We start from the raw sequence: 21,867 nt of genomic DNA on the forward strand, positions 1-21,867 counted from the left end.
TCATCCAGCGACACGAAACGTCAGATTGATCCGTTGTTCGCCGAGGCGCGGGTGCCGGCCCTGGCGGATCGGCAACACACCATGAAAGCGCAAGCGATCAACGCCGCCCCAGATCACCATATCGCCATGCAACAACGGGATCCGCCGGGTCTTGTCGCTGCGAGCGAAACCGCCGAACAGGAACATGGCCGGCAAGCCCAGCGACAGCGAAACGATCGGCGCTGCGTAGGCATTTTCGTCTTTGTCCTGATGCAATGACATCTTGGCGCCGGGGACATAGCGGTTGATCAGGCAGGAATCAGCCTTGAAACCTGCAAACCCGGCTTCCTGCGCCGCCGAGTGCGCCAAATCGGCAAACACCAGAGGCATCTGCGGCCAGGGCTGTCCGCTGAGCGGATCAACGCGCGAATAACGATAGCCGCTGCGATCAGTGATCCAGCCCAGTTCCCCGCAACTGCTGGTGCCCACGGACATACTGAATCCGCCCGGTGTGACCATGTGGCGGAGCGGGGCCGCGATGAGAATGCTGTCCAGCGCTGGCAGCAATTGATCGATCAGCGGTAGCGCAAACCCGCGCAGCACCCACGATTGTTCGCCAATTTGCTCGGCGCGGGGCTGCTGTACAGGTTCGTTGCCGGCGAACAGATCGAAAGTGTGCGGGTACATGGCGGTCATTGGGCGTCGTGGAAGATGATGCCTAGGGTATGCCTTTTTCCACTGTGCAGGCGACTGACGCCATGACGCAGCGTCACCCGGTAGTCGCCACGCCCGCCCTGAATCGGGCGCTGACTCACGGCAAAAATCACTGCGTCGCCTTTCCTCAGGTCCAGCACTTGCGGCCGGGATTGCATGCGCGGACGTTGCTCGGTCAGCACGAACTCGCCACCGGTAAAGTCTTCCCCCGGTTCTGACAGAAGAATCGCTACTTGCAGCGGAAACAGCAGTTCGCCGTACAGATCCTGATGCAGGCAGTTGTAGTCCTGTGGACCGTATTGCAATAGCAGTGGAGTAGGGCGTACCTGGCCGGCGGCATGACAGCACCGAAGAAATTCGTCATGGCTCGGCGGGAAACGAGTGGCCAGGTGCATCCGTTCATACCAGCGGTTGGCTACTGCCACCAAGCGCGGATACAGCGCGGTACGCAGGCGTTCCACGGCGGTCGGGAGGGGATAGCTAAAATACTTGTACTCGCCGCGACCGAACCCGTGGCGGGCCATGATGACCTGCGATCGAAACGGTTCGGCCTGCGGATACAGCGCGCTCAGGCGATCACAGCTCTCGGCCAGCAGCAGATTGCGAATGATGGCGCAGCCGTCCTGATCCAGCTGCTGTTCCAGGCTCGCCCAATCGAGCGAATCCAGCCGGGAGGGTGACATCGACATGCTGACTCCGTTGACTCAAGGTCGAGGCAGTCAGTCTATGCGGGCCCTTGCGGCAGAACACTCCGCCGCTTGCGGTCGAATTCGTTTCGGTGCGTTACAGCGCTTTGCTGACGGTGATTTCGCTGATCACATCAGTCGCGTCGTGGATCTTGGCCAGAGCATCCTTGGCCTCTTCTACGCTGTTGCTTTCCAGTTGTGCGAACTCGAAGCGGCGCTCACCGTTGAGTTTGTACTTGATGACGTATTTGGTCGTTTGGGCCACGGTCATTTTTCCTGTCTGTAAAAGGCGGGGCGGCTCAGCTGAGTTTGGTGCTGGAGCGGCGGATGATCTTGATCGAATGCGTCAGCGTCGGTTTGCGCGTCACGCTGATCGCTCGACGGTTGACGGTGTCGATGGTGATGTTCCAGAAACCGGTACTCGGCGCAGTGATACGGGCCGGGAACGTGTCGAAAGCGCCGCCGTGGTAGGTGTGACGACCACCATTTTTGAAGCTGCGGAAGTTGGCGTCGTTCATCAGACGGATGTTGCACATTTGCGAGCATTGGATGACGACGATGTCGTCTTCGTTGAGGTGCTCGCGCTGGTGAATGAATTTCATGGGCGCCTCCAGAAGGGCTTTTTCTACAAAATCAAAACGATAGCTTGTAATTGCGCGCAGTTTATCAGCCCGCACGGGTTATTATCTGGCCGTCGGGCGTCGGTTTGACAATTTTGAACAGATATTCGCAATTGGATGCGGGTTAAATGCAGAAGGCCCCGGAGAAAAACGGCATTTGTGCTGTCGGACGGTCTTTAACGGAGGTTTTGTATGAAGTGGGGTGTGGTGTGTCTGCCGTTGGTTTTAGCAGTGGGTGGTTGTGCGAGTGTTTCCGAGATCAATGAAACGCTACCCACCATGAGCGTGATCTCCGGCAAAAAACCCCAAGAGTATGCGCAGTGCCTGACTGAAAAGCTCGCCAACAGCCGCGGCGCGCTGCAAATGCAGCCGCACAAGGACGGCGTTCGCGTGATTGTCCCGGGCAAACTGTCGTCAGGCCCGGCCGCCGTGTTTGATATCGAAGATCGCTCCGGTGGCAGCGCGATCAAGCTGCATGAGCGCATGTCCAATGTGCCGGTGCGCCCGCGTGATGTGCGTAACGCCGCCAACGCCTGCATTTCCGGCTGATAGACTACAGGTCATCAGCATCAGTGCCGTCACAGTCATGCTGCGACGGCATTTTTATTTCTGGAGTCGCGATGAAGCGAGAGCAAGTACGAGAGCGCCATGTAGAGGGCCTGATCTCTGCCACCCATGTCATCCAGAACCCGGCGAATTCGGGGGAGTGGATCGTGTTTTTCAAGAAAAGCGCCGGGCGCAGTTATTTCCTGGTGGACGATAACGACGAAGTCGAGTCATTCAATCGGCTCGACGATCTGATCGAAGTCGTGCGCGGGCTCGGGATCAAGTTCGCTGAAATCCACATGTAGCGTCTATTTGCAGACCACCACCACGCTGCGGTTCTTGTAGTTGCCGACATCAACGCCCAGGGTCTTGTCGCTTTCCTTTGAGGCCGGCGTGCCGTCAGTGCCGACGATGCGATAGCCGGTGCCGGCGCATGAGGCATCCGCCTTTTCGTAACAGGTGGCCCAGGAATTGGCTTCGCCGGAGCAATCGATGCTCAGGCCCTGTTCGCCGTTGTTCAGGGTGGTCGGCTGGGAGGTGGCACAGCCGCTCAGTGCCAGTACCGCGATCAGTGGCAAAAATTTGTTCATGTTCATGGTTTGTCGTCTTCAGCGTGGGGGACTAGACGCTCTGACAGCGCCAGTGTGAAAAGGTTATAGCGATTGGCCACTTGTTTGCACATGAGCACAAAAAAGCCCTGCGCAAGGGCAGGGCTTGAGCATGTGCAGCCGATCAGTCTTGATCTTTGCCACGGCGTTTTGCCGATGCCGGGGTGTCGGTGAACACCGCTGCTACATCAGTCGCCATCTGCTCGCTGTCGAAAGGCCCTGCGATGTGTTCGCCATTGGTAGTGGTCAGCGTCCACTTGCCGTCCTTCTTGTCGATCACATACCCGTTGACGATTTTAACTGCGGCCATCTATCTGTCTCGTTCACTGGTTCAAAGGCGCCATGATACCGGCAAATGCTCGCATTGGGGGGCGATGAGCGTATGGTGATCCTGTCTGGTGGCATCTTTGAGCTACGCTGATTTCGCGGTTCACATTCGCCGATGGAACTATCGGCGAGAATATTTCTCTATGTTGGCATCGGTTAGCCAGTGCGGGGCATTGTAAGGTGCACGCCGCCTGATTAGACTGCGCCGAAACTCGTACACACAGCCCTTTCAAGGACTTATATGATCAAGAAATGCTTGTTCCCAGCAGCCGGTTACGGTACTCGCTTCCTGCCAGCGACTAAAGCCATGCCTAAAGAAATGCTGCCGGTGGTAAACAAGCCACTGATCCAGTACGGCGTTGAAGAAGCTCTGGACGCTGGCCTGACTGAAATCTCCATCGTTACCGGTCGTGGCAAGCGTGCCCTGGAAGACCACTTCGACATCAGCTACGAGCTGGAAAACCAGATCAAAGGTACCGACAAAGAGAAATACCTGGTCGGCATCCGCAAGCTGCTGGACGAGTGCTCGTTCTCCTACACCCGTCAGACCGAAATGAAAGGTCTGGGCCACGCGATCCTGACCGGTCGTCCGCTGATCGGTGACGAACCGTTCGCCGTGGTGCTGGCGGACGACTTGTGCGTCAACCTCGAAGGCGACGGCGTGCTGACCCAGATGGTCAAGCTGTACAAGCAGTTCCGCTGCTCGATCATCGCCATCCAGGAAGTCGATCCACAGGAAACCAGCAAGTACGGCGTCATCGCCGGCGAGATGATCCGTGACGACATCTACCGCGTACACAGCATGGTTGAAAAGCCAAAGCCGGAAGACGCACCGTCGAACCTGGCGATCATCGGTCGTTACATCCTGACCCCGGACATCTTTGACCTGATCGAACAGACCGAGCCGGGCAAGGGTGGCGAAATTCAGATCACCGACGCCCTGATGAAACAAGCCCAGAACGGCTGCGTCATGGCCTACAAGTTCAAAGGCAAGCGTTTCGACTGCGGTGGTGCTGAAGGCTACATCGAAGCGACCAACTTCTGCTTCGAGAACTTCTACAAAACTGGCAAGGCTTACTAAGAGCGCTTGATCCGGTTGTAATGAAAAGCCACCTTCGGGTGGCTTTTTCATTTTCCGCCCCTATATGGATAGCAGTGCTTGCCCAATGGATGACGGCGGGTATGCTGATCGCCTGCCGAGGAGATAGAAATGGCCTACGATTTTGACCTTTATGTGATTGGTGCCGGTTCCGGCGGTGTGCGGGCTGCACGGTTTGCGGCCGGTTTTGGCGCGAAAGTGGCGGTGGCTGAGAGCCGTTATCTGGGTGGTACTTGTGTCAATGTCGGCTGCGTGCCGAAAAAACTGCTGGTGTACGGCGCGCACTTTGCCGAAGATTTTGAGCAGGCATCCGGTTTCGGCTGGAGCCTGGGCGAAGCCAATTTCGATTGGGCGACGCTGATTGCCAACAAGGATCGCGAGATCAATCGCCTTAATGGCATCTATCGCAACCTGCTGGTCAACAGCGGCGTGACCCTGCATGAAGCGCACGCGAAGATCACCGGCCCGCACGAGGTTGAGGTGAATGGCGAGCGCTTCACCGCGAAAAACATTCTGATCGCCACCGGTGGTTGGCCGCAGATTCCGGAAATTCCGGGGCGCGAGCATGCGATCGGTTCGAACGAAGCGTTTTTCCTGAAAGAACTGCCTAAGCGGGTATTGGTCGTGGGTGGTGGTTACATCGCGGTCGAATTTGCCGGGATCTTCCATGGTCTTGGCGCAAACACCACACTGCTGTATCGCGGTGATTTGTTCTTGCGGGGCTTCGATGGTTCGGTACGCAAGCATTTGCAGGAAGAGCTGACCAAGCGCGGCCTGGATCTGCAGTTCAATGCTGACATCGCGCGAATCGACAAGCAGGCCGATGGCAGTCTGAAAGCCACGCTCAAGGATGGTCGCGAGCTGGAAGCAGATTGCATCTTCTACGCCACCGGTCGCCGTCCGATGCTGGACAATCTAGGGTTGGAAAACACCGATGTGCAGCTCACCGACAAGGGCTTCATCAAAGTCGACGAGCAATACCAGACCAGCGAGCCATCGATTCTGGCGCTGGGTGATGTGATCGGTCGCGTGCAATTGACGCCAGTGGCTCTCGCCGAAGGCATGGCGGTGGCACGCCGCTTGTTCAAATCGGAGCAATATCGTCCGGTGGATTACAGGATGATCCCGACCGCAGTGTTCAGTCTGCCGAACATCGGCACGGTCGGCTTGACCGAAGAGGAAGCGCGCGAAGCTGGCCACGACGTGGTGATCTTCGAAAGCCGCTTCCGGCCGATGAAGCTGACCCTGACCGATTGTCAGGAAAAAACCCTGATGAAACTGGTAGTCGACGGCAAGACCGATAAAGTCCTCGGTTGCCACATGGTCGGTCCGGATGCCGGCGAAATCGTCCAGGGACTGGCGATTGCGCTGAAGGCTGGCGCGACCAAGCGTGACTTCGACGACACAATCGGGGTGCATCCGACGGCCGCCGAAGAGTTTGTCACCATGCGTACACCGGTCGGCGCTTAAGCGTCTTTCGGTTTGGCCGAGTCTGGCGCTGCCGCGATGGTAGCTGCCAGGCGCTGGCTTTCTTCCAGGCTCGCCTGAGTGTTGCTCAATTCCTTTTTCAGTGACTGATTCAGCAGCGTTTGTTCGTCGACGCTCTGTTTGAGTGTCTGGCTTTCCAGCGTCGCCACGCGCAGCCGTTCCTGGAGGAGGGTGCGTTCGCTATCGACGCGGGCCGCTTGTTCGAGCAGTTGATCCTGACGCTGATTGCTGTGTTTGAGCTGGTCCTGCATCAGGTTCAGTTCGCGCTGGGTGCCACGGTTTTCCGTGAGCAGGCGTTCGTTGTCGCGGTGCAGTTGAGTGATTTCGTCCTGGCGTACCAGTGCACTTTGTTGTGCCTGACGCAGTTCGGCCTGAATCTGCTGCACTTGTGCTTCGTGGCGGCTCTGTTCCTGCTCGCGCTGTTCTTTGGTGGCGTTGCGGTAATGCTCCAGCGCATCGCGGGCATGCAGGTGCTTTTCTTCCAGCGACCGGATCTGCTCGTCCTTGTCCTGCAAGCGCAATTCAAAGTCTGCCAATGCCTGATTCAGACCAGCATTGCGGGTCTGTTCGGTCTGCAGCATCGAACGGGTGTTGCTCAGCGCTTCGGACTCGCGCTCCAGTGCGGCACCTTGAATGTCGTGCTCGTGTTCGAGCTTTTCCAGCGCCTGACGAGTCTGTTTCAGCTCCGCCTCCAGTGCCTCGCGCTGTTCCTCAAACTGTTCGCGAGCCTGTTCGATGGGTTCTTGCGCCTGCTCTTTCAAGCGCTGAGCGAGGCGAGAGACGAGGGCGGTCAATTCATCATCGATGGGCTCTGCCGAAGCTTCTATGGGCTGAGCGCCGTCATCCAGCTCCTTCAGATAACGATGGATCGTGGTTTTCGAGCCGGTATTGCCCATTTCAATGCGTACTGCATCGATGCTCGGGTGTTCGCCGCGGGCGAGGATCGCGGTGCGCGCGATCTGCACCAGGGCTTTGGTAATGCCGCCACGGGCCATGTGAACTCCTACGTTTACGTACTGTGGTACATGCCACTAAAGTACGCAGTGTACCACGCTGAAAATAAAGTTAAATCTTTGATATCAAAGACACGGGATATACTGGTATTACCCAGTGTCAGACGGCAAAATGCGCTTCTGCATCCTTGAATTAGTACGCCTGCGAGAAAACTGCCCATGAGCGATCTGGATCGCTATCTGCAAGCCGCCACCCGTGACAACACCCGCCGTAGCTATCGCGCCGCCATCGAGCATTTCGAAGTGAAGTGGGGAGGTTTCCTGCCGGCGACGGCCGATAGCGTCGCGAGGTATCTGGTGGCGCACGCCGGAGAGCTTTCAATCAATACGCTGAAGTTGCGTCTGTCGGCGTTGGCGCAATGGCACAACAGTCAGGGTTTCGCCGATCCGACCAAAGCGCCGGTGGTGCGCAAGGTGTTCAAAGGCATTCGCGCATTGCATCCGGCGCAGGAGAAGCAGGCCGAACCTTTGCAGTTACAGGATCTGCAACGAGTGATTGACTGGCTTGAACATGAAGCACAAACCGCGAGAGAGCAGCAGGACCGCCCGTTACTGCTCAAGGCTTTCCGTGATCGTGCATTGATTCTTCTGGGATTCTGGCGTGGCTTTCGCAGCGATGAGTTGTGTCGTCTGCAAATCGAACACGTGCAAGCGCACGCCGGCAAAGGCATTACTTTGTATTTGCCACGCAGCAAGGGTGATCGGGAAAACCTCGGGCAGACTTATCAAGCCCCGGCGCTGCTCAAACTCTGCCCGGTGCAGGCCTACATCGACTGGATTACCGAAGCGGCACTGGTGCGCGGTCCGGTTTTTCGCAGCATTGACCGCTGGGGCAATCTGAACGAGGAGGGGTTGCACGCCAACAGCATCATCCCGCTGCTGCGCCAGGCGTTGCAGCGCGCCGGCATTGCCGCCGAAAATTACACCAGCCACTCCTTGCGCCGCGGCTTTGCGACGTGGGCCCATCAAAGCGGCTGGGATCTGAAATCGTTGATGAGTTACGTCGGCTGGAAGGACATGAAGTCAGCCATGCGCTATGTTGAAGCCAGCCCCTTTCAAGGGATGGCTCGGATTACGGATAAACCGGCTTCGCCCTAGATATCGTTTTCTTCTATTAATACAGTCAGCTAATAGCGAAAACAAATCAGCAGCATCAGGTTTGCCAATGAGCCATCCGTCGAGTGAGTGGGTAGGATTCACCCCATCAACTTCACAACCCTGACGGAGAGTCATCAATGCCTATCATCAACAGCCAAGTAAAACCGTTCAAAGCTACCGCATTCAAAAACGGCGACTTCGTTCAAGTCTCGGACGCTGACCTGAAAGGCAAGTGGTCGGTCGTGTTCTTCTACCCAGCCGACTTCACCTTCGTTTGCCCAACCGAACTGGAAGACCTGGCTGACAACTACGCTGCCTTCCAGAAACTGGGCGTAGAAATCTACAGCGTTTCCACCGACACCCACTTTGCCCACGCTGCCTGGCACAACACTTCGCCAGCCATCGGCAAAATCGAATACACCATGATCGGCGACCCGACCCACGCCATCTCCCGCAACTTCGACGTGCTGATCGAAGAAGCTGGCCTGGCTGACCGTGGCACCTTCGTGATCAACCCTGAAGGCCAGATCAAAATCGTTGAATTGAACGATGGCGGCGTTGGCCGTGACGCTTCCGAGCTGCTGCGCAAGATCAAGGCCGCTCAGTACGTTGCTGCTCACCCAGGCGAAGTTTGCCCGGCCAAGTGGAAAGAAGGCGAGGCCACTCTGGCTCCTTCGCTGGACCTGGTCGGCAAGATCTAAGTCCGTGACACGCAACTCAGGGCGGGACTCCGCACCTACTTAAGTACGCTGCACCGCCCAATAAAAACGCCCGGGCGAGATTCGCTCGGGCGTTTTTTTTCGCCTCAAATTTATTCAGGAGATCGCCCGTATGTTGGACGCCAATCTTAAAGCCCAGTTGAAATCGTACCTGGAACGGGTCACCCAGCCGATCGAGATCGTTGCCTCCCTCGACGACGGTGCGAAATCCCGTGAAATGCTGGAACTGCTGAAACACGTTGCCAGTCTTTCGAGCCAAATTACCTTGATCGACAGCGGTGATGATGCGCGCAAGCCATCGTTTTCGATCAATCGCCCCGGTGCTGACATCAACCTGCGTTTCGCCGGCATCCCGATGGGGCACGAATTCACCTCCTTGGTGCTGGCCCTGCTGCAAGTCGGTGGCCACCCATCGAAGGCAAGTGTTGAAGTGATCGAGCAGATCCGCTCGCTCAAAGGCGAGTTCAGCTTCGAGACTTACTTCTCGCTGTCGTGCCAGAACTGCCCGGACGTGGTTCAGGCACTGAACCTGATGGCCGTGCTCAACCCGAACATCCGCCACGTTGCCATCGACGGTGCGCTCTTCCAGGATGAAGTCAACGATCGCAAGATCATGGCCGTGCCGAGTATCTACCTCAACGGTGAAAACTTCGGTCAGGGCCGCATGGGCCTTGAAGAAATCCTCGCCAAACTCGACACCGGCGCCATCGAGCGTCAGGCCGAGAAAATCAGCGCTAAAGAAGCGTTTGATGTGCTGGTGGTCGGCGGTGGCCCGGCCGGCGCGTCGGCAGCCATCTACGCGGCGCGTAAAGGGATTCGCACTGGCGTCGCCGCCGAGCGTTTCGGCGGTCAGGTGCTCGACACCATGGCCATCGAGAACTTCATTTCCGTGCAGGAAACCGAAGGCCCGAAACTGGCCACCGCGCTGGAAGAACACGTCAAACAGTACGACGTCGACATCATGAACCTGCAACGCGCCGATAAGCTGATTCCCGGCAAAAATGGCGAGCTGCACGAAGTCCGTTTCGCCAGTGGCGCGACCCTCAAAGCCAAGAGTGTGATTCTGGCGACCGGTGCGCGCTGGCGTGAAATGAACGTGCCGGGCGAACAGGAATACCGCAACAAAGGTGTGGCGTACTGCCCGCACTGCGACGGCCCGTTGTTCAAAGGCAAGCGTGTGGCGGTGATCGGCGGCGGTAACTCAGGCGTTGAAGCGGCCATCGATCTGGCCGGTATTGTGTCGCACGTGACACTGCTGGAGTTCGATGTGCAGTTGCGTGCCGATGCCGTGTTGCAGCGCAAGTTGCACAGCCTGCCGAACGTTACGGTGATCACCAGTGCGCAAACCACTGAAGTCACCGGTAACGGTGAGAAGGTCAACGGCCTGCGTTACAAGGATCGCAACACTGACGAACTGCGTACGGTCGAGCTGGAAGGGATCTTTGTGCAGATCGGTCTGCTGCCTAACACTGACTGGCTCAAAGGCACCATCGAGCTGTCGCCGCGTGGCGAGATCATTGTCGATAACCGTGGCGAGACGTCGATCCCGGGGATCTTCGCGGCCGGCGATGTGACCACCGTACCGTACAAGCAAATCGTGATCGCAGTGGGCGAGGGCGCCAAGGCGTCGCTGAGTGCGTTCGATCACCTGATCCGCACTTCGGCTCCGGCGTAAGCGTCAGCCGTTGAAATGAAAAACCCGTGAGCGATCACGGGTTTTTTGTGCCTGACACAAATCCAAATGTAGGAGCGAGCCTGCTCGCGAAAGTGGTGTGTCATTCAGCGATCATGTTGGCTGAACGGACGCCTTCGCGAGCAGGCTCGCTCCTACAGGGGGATTGTGCTGTCAGTTACAACGGCGTTGGCTGGATGATTTCGACCCAGTAACCATCCGGATCCTTGATAAACGCCAGGCTCTTCATGCGGCCATCGGTCAGGCGCTTCTGGAAGTCGCAGCCCAACTCTTCAAAGCGTGCGCAGGCCGCGACAATATCCGGTACCGAGATGCAGATGTGGCCGAAACCACGCGGATCCGTATTGCCATTGTGATAGGCAAAATCAGCATCGTTTTCCGTGCCGTGGTTATGCGTCAGCTCCAGAATGCCCGGGATCGACTTCATCCACTCGGTGCGGGCAGCGGCATCGGCCGGGATCTGCGCTTTGTCGACCAGGGCGAGGAAGTACAGGCTGAACTCGGCTTCCGGGAAGTCGCGCTTCTCGACCAGCGAGAAGCCCAGTACGCGGGTGTAGAAATCCAGGGACTTGGTGATGTCTTTCACACGCAGCATGGTGTGGTTGAAAACGAAGTTGCGGGTTGCGCTGTCTGGCGTGGCGGTGACGCCGGGGAAAGTGTTCAGTTCGTGCAGGCTCATGGGCCCTCCAATAACTATGGGCGAGTGAATGGGCGCAATGATACGCATGCCTGCCGGCATCGCCAAATGAAAGGGCGGGCTTGCCCTGCGCCCGGGCGGGGGTTCAGACTTTATGACTCAATCCGCGAGTGTGTCCGGCAATGATCCGACTGTGCAAAACCCCGTTAGTTTTCTTTGCTTTGTGGCTTGTCTCGGCTGCGGTGCTGGCCGATGCGCCGGGCATCACTTGGCCCGCTGGCTGGGAGGTCGAGGCGTTGCCCGATACGACCGCGCAAGTTTCCAGGCAACGCGCGGTCAAGAACGATGCCGATGGCAATCAGGTCATGGTGATGGAATTGACCATGACCCGGGTCGAAAGTGATCATCAGGTCAACTTGCAAGGCGTGCTGCTGGAGATGCGTAAGTCAATCCAGAAGGACTTTTTTCAGGGCGGCTATCAAAGTGTCTGCAACAAGGTGCACGCAGCGACGCTTGGTTCTTTGCCCGCGCTGGAAACGACTTGTACGGTGACCGAGAATGGCCGGCACGTGTTATCGCAAACGCTCGTAGCGGCAGTCGAGGCGGATAAGGCTTATGTTCTTTCCTATGCCGGTCAGGCCGAGGTGTATAAGGCAAGCGCCGAGGAAATAACGGCGGCTAGAAACAGCTTGAAACTTTAAGCGTCTGTACTCTTCGCGCCCCGGTTAGATACCCGAAGGGATTAAGCACAAAGTTTAAGGTTGGGCTGCAGTCGCAACAGGATGCAGCAAAATGTTTAGGTGTCTGGCTCAGAGACGTTACAGAAAAATCGCAACTTGCTCGATGAAATTCATTTCATTTGTTAGATATTGTCAATAAAAAAGCCCTGCATCATGCAGGGCTTCATGTTGGCGAGGGATTAACCGCGCAACCAGGAATCAACGGTAGCGGCACCGTATTGTTCCTTCCAGGCTTTCAGGCCACGGTGGTTGCCGCCCTTGGTCTCGATCAGTTCGCCGGTGTGCGGGTTCTGATAGACCTTGACCACGCGAGCGCGGCGGGTTTTAGGCGCTGCAGACGTCTGCAGAGCGGATTTAGCCGGATTCGGATCGAGAATGGCGATGATGTCTTTCAGGCCTTTGCCGTAGTTTTTCATCAGCCCCTGGAGCTTTTCTTCGAATTCGATTTCTTTCTTGAGCCCGGCATCGTTCTTCAGCGATTCCAGCTGCTTGAGCTGTTCCTGAAGGGCCTTTTCAGCTGCACGAAATTCAGCGAGTCTGGACAATATCTTTACTCCAATAGTGTATTTGGCTGATACCAACCGCAAACAAAGCTATAAGCCAAGAGCCTTGTAGCGACTCGGTGATAATTGGCTCACCTGCCAATCTTTGCGCAGGCAAGAAAAATTGTAGTTGTTAATGCGTCTGGAGTAAATCCTGAAGTTGTCTTCATGTAACAACAGTGGTCTTTTGTATCAATTTGGTGCGGCTTGCCAGCCGGTCTGCGCTTAATTCCATTTAGTTAATGGTGACTTAATGCACTAATGAAGTCTGCCGCTGGCATGGGTTTGCCGTAGAGATAGCCCTGCAGAAAGTTGACGTTATGCGCGGTCAGATAATCGGCCTGTGCCTGAGTTTCGACACCTTCGGCAACAATGCCCAGATCAAGCTTGGCCGAGAGTTCGATGATGGTGTCCAGAATATGCCGTGAAAGCGCATCGATGCCGATCATGGCGACGAAACTCTGGTCGATCTTGAGGAAATCCACATTGAATTTGCGCAAGTAACCCAGGCTTGAATGGCCGGTACCGAAGTCGTCGATGGCGATCATCACCCCTAGGGCGTGCAATTGTTCAAACAGTTGCCGCGTCGTGTCGGTCGGCTCGATCAGCTCGCGCTCGGTCAACTCCAGCACGAGATTGATGCTGCCGGGTGCAAAGGCTGCGAGAAACTCACGGCAGTCCTTCACCAGTTCCAGATCCTGGCAATGGTTGGCGGTGATATTGATGCCGATGTGAAAGGGCGTGGTGAAGCTCGATGATTGAGGTCCGAGCAACGCTGCGGTCTGCTGCATCAAGGCGCGGGTCATCGGCACGATCAATCCCGAATGTTCGGCAAACGGAATAAACAGATCCGGGCGCACCAGACCCTCCTTGGGATGATTCCAGCGCATCAAGACCTCGGCGCCCGACCATTTTTTGGTGTCGCCATGAACCACGGGCTGGAAGTATGGAATGAACTCGCCGGCCTCCAGCGCACGGAGCATTTCATGGCTCGGCGAGGTGGAACGCTTTTGCAAGACATGGCCGATCGCGCCCGAAATCACACCAAAAAAGATCAACAAGCTGAACAGCGGCGGGTAGGCGTCGGCCATGTAGCGCCAAGTCTCGCCCTTGGGAAAACCGGCCGATACGCTGAACGCATAGCGCGACGAGTTGAGCATGCTTTGTGCGACTGGCAGGGCGGGCAGGGCACCTTGATGGACTTTGCCATCAGCGGACAGCCAGTTATCGCCCACTTGCAGCAACAGCAGCGTCTGCCGGCCGATCAAGCGCAGCACGTTGCTCAGGTGATAGCCGTCCAGCGTTGTCAGTGCACCGCCGCGACCTTCGCTGAGCCGGTAGACCAGCAGCGCGGTATTTGGGGTTACCGGATTGCCGTTCATCAGCCACAACTTGCCCTGGGTATAGTCGCCCGCGTTAACGGCTTCCTTATAGTCGCCGAACAACGAGCTGCAATAGAGATTGTCGTCCCACACCAGATTGGTCGAGCGCACGAAAGGGCGGCGAGTCACTTGCTCGCGCAGCGCCAGTTTGACGTCTTCGCACGTTTGCCCGGCCAGCGGCAACAGCTCCCGGGCGGCTTGCGCGGTGTTATCGAGCATCAACTCGAATTGGCGCAACGCTTCTTCGGCGGTGAGCTGTGAACTCTGCTGGAGCGTGCGTTCGGCCTGCATGTAGAGAATCATGCTGCCCAGTAACACCGGCAGCAGGCCGCTGAGCAGAGTTACGGTAATGCGGGCGCTGTATTTGCGGCGGGGTCTGATGGTTAACGGCATGGGCGCATCCTGTCGCGAAAAAGTGTGGCTCTCGAATGCAGCCGGGCACCGGCATGCCGCTGAATAGCAGGCGAGCCAGACGAGATGATAGATGGCGCAAGTGGCTTGCGCTGCTGATCGGCTCATTGAAGCTCTGGACATTGTCAGCGATGCGTGATGAACGGTGTGCAACAAACCCCTTGCACCCTCGCCAGAAAAGCGGATTTTATAGAGAGGGCAGACAACCCTATTTACGCTGTGTAGAATCGGGTTACGCATACAATAATAATCGTCTTCTGGCAGCAGAAGCCTCGCCCGCAAGAGCCTTGGGTCGACAATGAAGATATTCGGGTTTCAACTGATCTACGGTGACTTCCTCGCCCGCAGTGTGCGCGGCATCTCCTGTGCGCCACCCTCCGGTCTCAGCATTTACTGACAAATAACCCTGGTTAATTGATAAGAAATGATGAGGCGCCACCATGGCAGATTTATACGAAAACCCAATGGGCCTGATGGGCTTTGAATTCATCGAGCTCGCTTCGCCGGTCCCTGGCACCCTGGAGCCGATCTTCGAGATCATGGGCTTCACCAAAGTCGCGACCCACCGCTCCAAGAACGTGCACCTGTATCGTCAGGGCGCGATCAACCTGATCCTCAACAATGAACCGAACAGCGTCGCTTCGTACTTCGCGGCCGAGCACGGCCCGTCGGTGTGCGGCATGGCGTTCCGGGTCAAGGATTCGCAAAAGGCCTATAACCGCGCACTGGAACTCGGCGCCCAGCCGATTCACATCGAAACCGGTCCAATGGAACTGAATCTGCCGGCGATCAAAGGCATTGGCGGCGCGCCGCTGTACCTGATCGACCGTTTCGGCGAAGGCAGCTCGATCTATGACATCGACTTCGTGTTTATCGAAGGCGTTGACCGCAATCCGGTCGGTGCCGGCCTGAAGATCATCGACCACCTGACACACAACGTGTATCGCGGTCGCATGGCCTACTGGGCGAACTTCTACGAGAAGCTGTTCAACTTCCGCGAGATCCGTTACTTCGACATCAAGGGCGAGTACACCGGCCTGACCTCGAAAGCCATGACCGCACCGGACGGCATGATCCGCATCCCGTTGAACGAAGAGTCGTCCAAAGGCGCGGGCCAGATCGAAGAGTTCCTGATGCAGTTCAACGGTGAGGGCATCCAGCACGTTGCGTTCCTCACTGATGACCTGATCAAGACCTGGGATCAACTGAAGAAAATCGGCATGCGCTTCATGACCGCGCCGCCGGACACCTACTACGAAATGCTCGAAGGCCGCCTGCCAAACCATGGCGAGCCGGTTGATCAACTGCAATCGCGTGGCATCCTGCTCGATGGCGCTTCGGAGCAGGGCGACAAGCGTCTGCTGTTGCAGATCTTCTCGGAAACCCTGATGGGCCCGGTATTCTTCGAATTCATCCAGCGCAAAGGCGACGATGGTTTCGGCGAGGGCAACTTCAAGGCACTGTTCGAGTCGATTGAGCGTGACCAGGTGCGCCGTGGTGTGCTTGCCACCGAGTAATCCGCAACTGAAATGAAAAATCCCGGCCTGCAGTGATGCAGCGCCGGGATTTTTTTTGCTTCACATAAACTCCCGTATTTTGAGCTGTGCAAGGCTTAAGGCCGGCGTTGGCGCATCAAATGTTTAAACCCTTCAAACACCAACACCACTACAGCCAGCCAGATCGGAATGTAGGTCAGCCATTCCCCGGACTTGATGCTCTCACCGAGCAACAACGCCACACCGAGCAGCAACACCGGTTCAACATAACTCAACAAACCAAACAGACTGAACGGCAGCAAGCGGCTGGCAATGATGTAAACCACCAACGCCGAGGCACTGATCAGACCGAGGAGCGGGATCAGCCACATCAGCCCGGGGTATTGATCGAACACGCCGAAGCCTTGCTCGCCACCGTGCACAAACCAGTAGGCGATCGGCAGCATCAAGGTCATGTCGACCCACAGGCCGCCGAGGTGGTCGGTCTTCAGGTATTTGCGCAGCACGAAATACAACGGATAGCCGATCACGACCACCAGGGTCGCCCAGGAAAACCCGCCCACCTGATACAGCTCGTTCAACACGCCCAGACTTGCGAAGAACACCGCGACCTTTTGCAGGTACGACAGGCTTTCGCCGTAGGCAATGCGACCGGTCAGCACCATGGCCAGCGGCAGCAGGAAGTAGCCCAGCGATACATCGAGACTGTAACCGTTGAGCGGCGCCCACATGAACAGCCACAACTGCACGCCGAGCAAGGCTGCCGAGACGATCAATCCGCCGATCAATTTCGGCTTCGCCACCATCAGGCGCACCAGCTCCAGCACCCGCCGCCATTCACCGGATACCAGCATGAACACGGTCATGCACGGCACAGTCAGCAGCATCCGCCAGCCAAAGATTTCCACGCCGCTCAACGGGGTGAGCAGCGAGGTGTAGTAATACATGACGGCAAACAGCACCGAGGCTGAGACCGATAAAGCGATACCTTTAGACAAACTGTCCTCGCGGGTGGGTGATCAAACGGGGCGCGAAGGATACGTGGTTTTTGTGCTGAATATTGTTCGGATGCTCATTATTTACAACATCACTGAGTGCCTTTCAACGGATTGCCGAAACGCTTGAGGTACATTTCGCCAAGCTTATAAGAGGCATAGTCGGTTACGTGACCAATGTCACGATAGACCGGCAATCCGTCGATGGTTGTTACACAAGTGCCGTCCTCGCATTGCACTCCTTTCGGGTCAATCAGGATCAACGTGGGATATTCCGCCTGCAGATTGCTGAACAACTTCGCCAATACCGGGTCTTCACTGCCCGACCATGTGGACGAGGCGCAAAGACTGCTTTGTTCGGCACTGCCCATCCAGCCCCGAAACTTCACCTGTCTCAACAGGCATTCATTGATACCCGCCGGCATTGGCAGCGTGTTCATCAGGAAGATGGGGGTGGCGCCCGACGCTACAATGATATCCAGGGCATCGCGGATTGCTGCGCCAAGGCGTTGTTGGGATAGTTCCAGGCTGCGCGGATCATCCACTTCAGTGACGATATCCGCGCTGAGATAGGCCTCCCAGAATTGACCAATGATTACATACTGAAAATGGCTCTTCGTGATGAGGTCGTAGTAGCGCTGTGTGGCGTCGTGGCATTTTTGATAAAGCCCGTTTTTATATTTTTTCGAGTCGTAGAGATAGACCTTGGGCAACGCCAGACATGCCGGATAACCCTGTGAGAGCACCGAAAGGTTGGCGTCTTTGGCCAGCGTTTCAACAAACCCCCAGTAGTGGTTCGAAAATGAATCGCCCAAAAGAAAGGCTTTTGCGGTTGGCTGCATAGCGCCCATTACACAGCCTGGATCAGCTTCATCACTCACACCCAGGCATTTCTCTCGGTGGGCGGGTATAGAAGCTTTCAAACCACTGAAGACGTAACTCGAATCCTCGCCAAAACGCTCAGGCCACCCATCGTGCTTCTTGGCGTTAGAGTGAAGTAGTGACAGTCCGAGCGCGGGCAGGATCATCAGCAGCACCAGGGTTTTGGTGAAGCCGGTCCTTGCTTTGCGAAATCTGTTTTCGATCAAGACGAAACTGACCCAGGCAGCCACAAAAGTGGCAATGAAGTAGACGACCTTCACCATCGGGGTGAAGGGGATGCCCAGGTAACTGATGACGGCGAGGATCGGCCAATGCCACAAATACAGGGAGTAGGAGAGAGTGCCAATAAACACCAACGGTTTGAACGCCAATAGTCTTGAAGTGATGCTGGCATCGCCTATCCCGCGACAAAGCAGGGCAGCTGTGGCGATACACACCGCGATGGCGTAGTAGTTCGGAAAACCGGCGAGGATATTTTCGCGAGTGGCGCAGTAGACAATCGTGGCCAGCGACAACAGGCAAATCAGAGAGGCGCTCAGGCGATCAAGCTTGAACTTGTCCGTACTGAAGATGACGGCGCAGGAGCCGATCATCAATTCGAAAACTCGAGCGGCGAAGAAGTAGTAATTTTTATCGGCAAGCGTTTCCGACAGATATGACGCGAGTGCGATGGCAGCCACGGTCAGGCCGAGGACGCTCGCCTTGAAAGCCTGTTTCGCCACATGGCGATGGAGCACCCATAGGCCCAGCGGCAGGACCAGATACCACTGCCATTCGATTGCCAGCGACCAGGTGTGCAGCAGAGGCAAGTTCGCCGCATCGGGCGTGGCGTACCCGGATGTCGCATTGGCAAAGTACTGGTTTGAGAGAAGTAAAGACGTGTACTTGGCACTTTTCAGAAAGTCGACATAGTCATCGGGCAAGTACAGCAACGTTGTGATGATCAGCGTTGCTATCAACAACGCAATTATCGCCGGTTGTAATCGCCAGATACGTCGGGTGTAAAACCCGGTGAAGCTGAACGTGCCGTTATCCAGCGATTTCATGATGATCGAAGTCGTCAGATACCCCGAGATGACAAAGAAAATATCGACGCCAATAAAACCGGAAGGGAATAACGAAAAACCACCGTGAAAAATCAACACCAGCAGAACGGCAATTGCCCGAAGTCCGTCAACATCCGCGCGGTATTCAATGGCAGGTGCGCCATACCCGCGAGCCGGAATCGCAGTGGCTAAAGGGTGTTGGCCCAAGCCCTTTTTATCGCCGAGTATGTTGAACCACATCGCGCGCAAAGGCTTCCACGCGAACTCCAGAGTGCGACTGAGCATTTATCTATCCTTGGCCTTGATCGAGTGTTCAACCGGTGGCTCGCGGCTGATCGCACTCTTGTCCATTCAAGCGGCTGATTACAGGGGCTGAAGCAATATCGCCAGACTTCTTCCATTCGAGGCCCTCTCATCCGCAAGCGGGCTGTGCGCAGGAGGAAACATCAGGCCCGATGGGGTTTGCGACCCGACACAAAATGGCTTACATCGTTGAAGCCCGGCGTCGAGGCGTGCCCCGGCGTGACCAGCGAATCAATAAACGCCTCATCCTCCGCCGTGATCTTCACAGCCTGCGCCTTGGTATACGCATCCCACTGCGCCTCCGTGCGCGGCCCGACAATCGCCGAAGTCACGGCGCTGTTGTTCAGCACCCAGGCAATCGCAAACTCGACAATGCCAACGCCTCGTCCCTCGGTGTATTGCTGGATCTGCTGGGCGATGCGCAGCGATTCTACGCGCCATTCGGTTTCCAGAATGCGCTTGTCCTGACGCCCGGCACGGCTGTTGGCGTCCGGTGTCACGTCCGGTACGTACTTGCCACTCAGCACGCCACGGGCCAGCGGGCTGTAGGGCACGACGCCCAGACCATAAGTCTGCGCAGCGGTAATCTGCTCGGTTTCGGCCTGACGGTTGACGATGTTGTACAGCGGCTGGCTGATCACCGGGCGATCGACACCCAGTTGGTCGGCAATACGAATCACCTCGGCAATCCGCCAGCCGCGGTAGTTCGACAGTCCCCAATAACGAATCTTGCCCTGACGGATCAGGTCACCGATCGCCGACACCGTGACTTCCAGCGGCGTGTTGTGGTCTTCGCGGTGCAGATAATAGATGTCGAGATAGTCGGTGCCCAAACGGGTCAGGCTGGCATCGAGGCCATTGAAGATGTGTTTACGGCTCAAACCGCTGCGGTTCGGCACACCGTCCACCGGGCCGAAACCGACCTTGGTCGCCAGCACCCATTCATGACGATTACCGGCAATCGCTTCGCCGACGATCTCTTCAGAGCGGCCATTGGTGTAGACGTCGGCGGTGTCGATGAAGTTGATGCCCTGATCCCAGGCCTTGTCGATGATGCGCAGCGACTCCTCGGTGCTGGTCTGTTCGCCAAACATCATCGTGCCGAGTGTCAGGGTGGACACCTGCAACCCTGAGTGACCCAGTGTGCGATAACTCATGCCGAAATCCTTTTGCCTGTGGGAAACCCTAATCAAATACCAGAAGCGTGCGACGTGGCAAAGTGAATTATCGGCTCAACGCCTGGCAGCGCTCCTGCAAAAACGCCTGCAATACCTTGACCCGCTCCGACACTTGCACCCGATGCGGGCAAAACAGGTTGAACGGCGCGTGCTCACCTCGCCAGTCATCAAACAGTGTCACCAGGCGTCCGGCGCGCACGTCTTCGGCTACGTCGAGCCAGGCCTTGTAGGCGATGCCATGCCCGGCCAACGCCCAGCGGCGGGCCACTTCGCCGTCGTCGCTGAGGTAGTCGCCGTGGACTTCAACTTCCAGCACCTCATCCGCACGACTGAACTGCCAGGTGTTGTATGGCCGACCGTTGCGCAGATAGAGCAGGGCGCTGTGTTCGCTCAATTCGGCGGGGTGTCGGGGCGCGCCATGCCGCGCCAGATAGTCCGCACTGGCGCAGGCCACGCGGCGGTGTTGCGGCAGAATCGGTAATGCCACCAGTGTCGAATCGCTCGGCACTCCGAAGCGCAGTGCCACGTCCACGGTCTCGCGAAACAGATCGGAATGGCGGTCGTTGAGCAGCAATTGCAATTGGATGTTCGGGTGTTCGCGCTTGAACTCGTCCAGCCACGGCAGCAACACATTGCGTCCGAAATCCGACGGTGCCGCCAGTTGCAGCACGCCGCTAAGGCCTTCGGTCTGCTGCTTGAGTGCCTGCTCGCCATCGGCCAGTGTGGCCAGCGCCAAGCGCACACTTTCCAGATAGCGCCGACCTTCTTCGGTCAACCGCATGCTGCGGGTGGAGCGGGCGAGCAGGCGGATACCGAGTCGGGTTTCCAGACGCTTCAAGGCAATGCTGGCGGCGGCCGGCGTCAGTTCCAGGGCGCGGGCAGCGGCGGAAATGCTCCCGGAGTCGGCCACGCGGACGAAGATCTCCAGATCGAGAATCGAGCTCATTGGTAAAAATCCTTTAAAGATCCTTGCGTTTTAGCGGGATTTTTCCGTGATTGGCAAGGGTAGACACTGCAATCAATGAATTACCACGGGAGATACGCATGACCTGGACATTCGATCATCTGGCGTTCAACACCGCTGACGGCCAGAGTTTGCAGGACAATTTCGCGGCATTGCTCGGGCTCACACCGGGGCGTCGGCCGCCGTTTCCGTTTCCCGGACGCTGGCTGTATCAGGATGCACACGCGCTGGTGCATGTGATCGAGCAGCCGCTGCCGGAAAACACTGAATTGAGCCACATTGCTTTTCGTACCGATGAGTTGGCCGAAACAGTGTTGCGGCGGGTGCGCGAAAGTGGTTTGCCGTACCAGTTGGCACAGGTGCCGGGTGAGGGGATCGCGCAGATTTTCGTGCAAATGCCGGGTGGTCTGGTGATTGAACTGGATGCCAAAGCAAAGCCCTCACCCTAACCCTCTCCCAGAGGGAGAGGGGACTGACCGAGGTGTTTGAGCGAGGTACGTCGACGTGCAATACCGAGTCGAACGCAGGTCTTGAAAAGCATCCAGATCAGCTCCCTATTCCCAAGCCGTCATTTAAGGAAGACGGACTGACCGAAGTGTTTGAGCGAGGTACGCCGACGTGCAATACCGAGTCGAACGCAGGTCTTGAAAAGCCCGCAGATCGGCTCCCTTTCCCCCTCGCCCCCTTGGGGGCGGTCCGAC

24 protein-coding genes are annotated in these 21,867 nt (G+C 56.9%); 10 read left to right on the top strand and 14 right to left on the bottom strand.

Going from position 1 to position 21,867, the window contains the following annotated elements; translation table 11 throughout:
• From alkB to ACVVH8_RS13240, 4 genes are all read right to left on the bottom strand, one after another.
• Positions 1-666 carry a DNA oxidative demethylase AlkB gene (gene alkB / locus ACVVH8_RS13225; RefSeq protein WP_103307193.1) on the bottom strand — a complete coding sequence of 222 codons (666 nt, stop codon included), beginning with the start codon at positions 664-666 and terminating at the stop codon, positions 1-3.
• A 5-nt stretch (positions 667-671) separates the two neighbouring features.
• Complete coding sequence (locus ACVVH8_RS13230; RefSeq protein WP_475230702.1) at positions 672-1,382, bottom strand: 2OG-Fe(II) oxygenase; 711 nt, start codon at positions 1,380-1,382, stop codon at positions 672-674.
• 94 nt (positions 1,383-1,476) lie between these two features.
• On the bottom strand, positions 1,477-1,644 hold the full coding sequence (locus tag ACVVH8_RS13235) for a hypothetical protein (protein ID WP_177431470.1): 168 nt from the start codon (positions 1,642-1,644) through the stop codon (positions 1,477-1,479).
• Positions 1,645-1,678: 34 nt separating this feature from the next.
• Complete coding sequence (locus ACVVH8_RS13240; protein WP_007912251.1) at positions 1,679-1,981, bottom strand: DUF1883 domain-containing protein; 303 nt, start codon at positions 1,979-1,981, stop codon at positions 1,679-1,681.
• Positions 1,982-2,191: 210 nt separating this feature from the next.
• On the opposite strand from ACVVH8_RS13240, the gene ACVVH8_RS13245 reads away from it, so the two are divergent.
• Entirely contained in the window at positions 2,192-2,548 is a 357-nt protein-coding gene (locus ACVVH8_RS13245) for a hypothetical protein (RefSeq protein ID WP_103307171.1), read from the top strand.
• A 71-nt stretch (positions 2,549-2,619) separates the two neighbouring features.
• Positions 2,620-2,850: a hypothetical protein gene (locus ACVVH8_RS13250; protein WP_103307170.1), complete on the top strand. Its 231-nt coding sequence runs from the start codon at positions 2,620-2,622 to the stop codon at positions 2,848-2,850.
• Between the two features lie 3 nt (positions 2,851-2,853).
• Here ACVVH8_RS13250 and ACVVH8_RS13255 read toward each other — a convergent pair whose 3' ends face one another.
• Both ACVVH8_RS13255 and ACVVH8_RS13260 read right to left on the bottom strand, forming a co-directional pair.
• Positions 2,854-3,135, bottom strand: coding sequence for a hypothetical protein (locus tag ACVVH8_RS13255; protein WP_177431471.1), 282 nt, complete (start codon positions 3,133-3,135; stop codon positions 2,854-2,856).
• 142 nt (positions 3,136-3,277) lie between these two features.
• Positions 3,278-3,463 carry a hypothetical protein gene (locus tag ACVVH8_RS13260; protein ID WP_090283267.1) on the bottom strand — a complete coding sequence of 62 codons (186 nt, stop codon included), beginning with the start codon at positions 3,461-3,463 and terminating at the stop codon, positions 3,278-3,280.
• Positions 3,464-3,721: 258 nt separating this feature from the next.
• Between ACVVH8_RS13260 and galU the strand changes: the two genes are divergently transcribed.
• Together galU and gorA are read left to right on the top strand one after the other, a co-directional pair.
• Complete coding sequence (galU, locus tag ACVVH8_RS13265; RefSeq protein WP_007912230.1) at positions 3,722-4,561, top strand: UTP--glucose-1-phosphate uridylyltransferase GalU; 840 nt, start codon at positions 3,722-3,724, stop codon at positions 4,559-4,561.
• 129 nt (positions 4,562-4,690) lie between these two features.
• Positions 4,691-6,049, top strand: coding sequence for a glutathione-disulfide reductase (gene gorA / locus ACVVH8_RS13270; RefSeq protein WP_475230704.1), 1,359 nt, complete (start codon positions 4,691-4,693; stop codon positions 6,047-6,049).
• Here gorA and ACVVH8_RS13275 read toward each other — a convergent pair.
• The gene (locus tag ACVVH8_RS13275) at positions 6,046-7,062 is read right to left on the bottom strand and encodes a DNA-binding protein (RefSeq protein WP_475230706.1); all 1,017 of its coding nucleotides are present in this window, start codon (positions 7,060-7,062) and stop codon (positions 6,046-6,048) included. The two genes, gorA and ACVVH8_RS13275, sit on opposite strands and share 4 nt — an antisense overlap.
• Before the next feature lie 177 nt (positions 7,063-7,239).
• On the opposite strand from ACVVH8_RS13275, the gene ACVVH8_RS13280 reads away from it, so the two are divergent.
• The 3 genes from ACVVH8_RS13280 to ahpF all read left to right on the top strand — a co-directional run bounded on the left by ACVVH8_RS13280 (position 7,240) and on the right by ahpF (position 10,572).
• The gene (locus tag ACVVH8_RS13280; RefSeq protein ID WP_475230708.1) at positions 7,240-8,178 is read left to right on the top strand and encodes a site-specific integrase; all 939 of its coding nucleotides are present in this window, start codon (positions 7,240-7,242) and stop codon (positions 8,176-8,178) included.
• A gap of 137 nt (positions 8,179-8,315) precedes the next feature.
• On the top strand, positions 8,316-8,879 hold the full coding sequence (gene ahpC / locus ACVVH8_RS13285) for an alkyl hydroperoxide reductase subunit C (protein WP_034154256.1): 564 nt from the start codon (positions 8,316-8,318) through the stop codon (positions 8,877-8,879).
• 130 nt (positions 8,880-9,009) lie between these two features.
• A complete protein-coding gene (gene ahpF, locus ACVVH8_RS13290; protein WP_475230710.1) occupies positions 9,010-10,572 on the top strand; it encodes an alkyl hydroperoxide reductase subunit F in 1,563 nt (520 codons plus the stop codon).
• Between the two features lie 175 nt (positions 10,573-10,747).
• On the opposite strand, the gene gloA is transcribed toward ahpF, so the two are convergent.
• A complete protein-coding gene (gloA, locus tag ACVVH8_RS13295) occupies positions 10,748-11,269 on the bottom strand; it encodes a lactoylglutathione lyase (protein ID WP_103307162.1) in 522 nt (173 codons plus the stop codon).
• Positions 11,270-11,409: 140 nt separating this feature from the next.
• Here gloA and ACVVH8_RS13300 point away from each other — a divergent pair, with 140 nt between their 5' ends.
• Positions 11,410-11,928, top strand: coding sequence for a DUF4946 domain-containing protein (locus tag ACVVH8_RS13300; RefSeq protein WP_475230712.1), 519 nt, complete (start codon positions 11,410-11,412; stop codon positions 11,926-11,928).
• Between the two features lie 218 nt (positions 11,929-12,146).
• Here ACVVH8_RS13300 and ACVVH8_RS13305 read toward each other — a convergent pair whose 3' ends face one another.
• On the bottom strand, positions 12,147-12,512 hold the full coding sequence (locus ACVVH8_RS13305; RefSeq protein WP_103307159.1) for a histone-like nucleoid-structuring protein, MvaT/MvaU family: 366 nt from the start codon (positions 12,510-12,512) through the stop codon (positions 12,147-12,149).
• 236 nt (positions 12,513-12,748) lie between these two features.
• Positions 12,749-14,284 (bottom strand): EAL domain-containing protein, encoded by a 1,536-nt coding sequence (locus tag ACVVH8_RS13310; RefSeq protein WP_475230714.1) that lies wholly within the window; start codon positions 14,282-14,284, stop codon positions 12,749-12,751.
• Positions 14,285-14,742: 458 nt separating this feature from the next.
• On the opposite strand from ACVVH8_RS13310, the gene hppD reads away from it, so the two are divergent.
• A complete protein-coding gene (gene hppD, locus ACVVH8_RS13315; RefSeq protein WP_007912211.1) occupies positions 14,743-15,819 on the top strand; it encodes a 4-hydroxyphenylpyruvate dioxygenase in 1,077 nt (358 codons plus the stop codon).
• 95 nt (positions 15,820-15,914) lie between these two features.
• Here the strand turns inward: hppD and rarD are convergent, their stop codons facing one another.
• The 4 genes from rarD to ACVVH8_RS13335 all read right to left on the bottom strand — a co-directional run bounded on the left by rarD (position 15,915) and on the right by ACVVH8_RS13335 (position 21,148).
• A complete protein-coding gene (gene rarD / locus ACVVH8_RS13320; RefSeq protein WP_103307156.1) occupies positions 15,915-16,796 on the bottom strand; it encodes an EamA family transporter RarD in 882 nt (293 codons plus the stop codon).
• Between the two features lie 89 nt (positions 16,797-16,885).
• Complete coding sequence (locus ACVVH8_RS13325; RefSeq protein ID WP_475230716.1) at positions 16,886-19,006, bottom strand: acyltransferase family protein; 2,121 nt, start codon at positions 19,004-19,006, stop codon at positions 16,886-16,888.
• A 161-nt stretch (positions 19,007-19,167) separates the two neighbouring features.
• Positions 19,168-20,181, bottom strand: coding sequence for an aldo/keto reductase (locus ACVVH8_RS13330; protein WP_401295776.1), 1,014 nt, complete (start codon positions 20,179-20,181; stop codon positions 19,168-19,170).
• Between the two features lie 67 nt (positions 20,182-20,248).
• Complete coding sequence (locus ACVVH8_RS13335; RefSeq protein ID WP_475230718.1) at positions 20,249-21,148, bottom strand: LysR family transcriptional regulator; 900 nt, start codon at positions 21,146-21,148, stop codon at positions 20,249-20,251.
• Positions 21,149-21,246: 98 nt separating this feature from the next.
• Between ACVVH8_RS13335 and ACVVH8_RS13340 the strand changes: the two genes are divergently transcribed.
• Complete coding sequence (locus tag ACVVH8_RS13340) at positions 21,247-21,615, top strand: VOC family protein (RefSeq protein WP_475230720.1); 369 nt, start codon at positions 21,247-21,249, stop codon at positions 21,613-21,615.
• Positions 21,616-21,867 lie beyond the last annotated feature (252 nt).

Source organism: Pseudomonas trutticola BRTCR10 (assembly GCF_056155105.1).